This window comes from Desulfosarcina cetonica JCM 12296 (genome assembly GCF_001311845.1).
GTDB classification, from domain to species: Bacteria; Desulfobacterota; Desulfobacteria; order Desulfobacterales; family Desulfosarcinaceae; genus Desulfosarcina; species Desulfosarcina cetonica.
This window is the reverse complement of record NZ_BBCC01000442.1, coordinates 1-1,441: the sequence shown is the minus strand read 5'-3', so window position 1 is coordinate 1,441 and position 1,441 is coordinate 1. Positions and strand designations below refer to the sequence as shown.

The following is a 1,441-nucleotide window of genomic DNA, read 5'->3' as shown; positions in this document are numbered from 1 at the left end:
GGCTGGTCGACACGATGCGCCAGCCCATGGCGGCCACCGGTGGAAACGACATGGAAACGGTGGCCTCGTTGCGCGAGAACGCCCCGGCCACCCTCCTGACCCTGGAACGGGCCGTCTCGCTGACGGATTTCGCCTTCCTGGCCATGAGCCAGAGTAGCGTCTGGCAGGCCAAGGCCTTTTCACGGCCCACCGGCCTGGGACGCAACCAGAAGATCGAGGTCGTCGTGGTCCCGGCCGGCGGCGGCGAACTTGGAACCCTGGGCGACACCCTGACCCGGTTTTTGTTGGCGCATGCGATTCCCGGGATCGAGGTGGCCGTTCTACCCTACGAAGAGGTGACTTTTTCCCTGGAGGTGCTTCTCACCGTCGATGCCGAGCAGTTCATCCCCGAAACGGTGGTTCAGGCGGTCGACGATGCGCTGCAGGCAGCCTTTTCCTTGCAGCGACGGGGGCTAGGACAGGACCTGTTTTTGAGTGAAGTCTATGCCGTCGTCGAGGCGGTCGAAGGCGTTCGCCATTCGGTGGCCGTGGTCAACGGCGACAAGACCCTGCGCCGTCAGGCGGCCACGGACCGTCAGGTTCTGGTCCTGGGCACGCTGCGCATCGATGTCGAGGGCAGTACATCGGTACAGGCGACGTCCGCGACCCCGACATCGCAAGCGTCTGTCGGAACAACTGTCGAAGCAACCCGGCCTCTGGTGGGACGCCGCCCCGTGCAGATGATCCAGGGCGTGGGATCGCGTTACAGTCAGATGCTGAGAAGCCGGGGCGTCCGAACCCTGGACGACCTGGCCGACTTCGCGGATGATGCGCTACCGGGAATTTCGGCGACCCGTCTGGCCGAGTTCAAGGCCAAGGCCCGGTTCATTCTATCCATCGAGATCGGTGACGCCGCCATCGTTGCCCTCAAGGATCGTTCGGTGCAGGACCTGCTGGCGGCCGGACCGGCCGCCTTTGCGCGCGACAGCCGGCAGTCTCTTGATGCGGCGCAGCAGTTGGATGATCGGTTGCGGCTGCTTCAGGCGGTGGTTGATGAACACTACCTAACCTTGCTCACCCTGAGAGAATTCTCAACCTAAGGTATGGGAGGGCCCTTGCATGGCCACGGACAACCTTTTCAACACCCGCATGGGAAAACAGCTTTACGGGCTTTTGCCCGAGGTCTACCGCACCCGGGACAATACAACGGACGATGATGGCGGCGACCTGGCGCGTTTTCTGGATGCCTGCGGCCATCTGCTCGACCTGATCCGCCAGACCCTTGATCAGCGTCTGGCGGACGCCTTCCCCGACAATCCCTCCTCGGGCGAGGCTTGCCAGCCCTGGCTGCTGCCCTATTTCGCCGATCTTTTGGACGTGCGCATGGTTTCGCCGGATGACGCCGGCCGCCGTGACGAGGTGCCCATGCGGTGGCCTGGCGCCAGCGCAAGGGAACCCTCAA

2 protein-coding genes are annotated in these 1,441 nt (G+C 63.8%); both read left to right on the top strand.

Features of this window, described 5'->3' with window-relative positions; genetic code table 11:
* A partial coding sequence (locus JCM12296_RS34790) for a baseplate J/gp47 family protein (RefSeq protein WP_218188452.1) occupies positions 1-1,079 on the top strand: 1,079 nt, incomplete at its 5' end.
* A gap of 19 nt (positions 1,080-1,098) precedes the next feature.
* A partial coding sequence (locus tag JCM12296_RS34785; protein WP_218188451.1) for a hypothetical protein occupies positions 1,099-1,441 on the top strand: 343 nt, incomplete at its 3' end.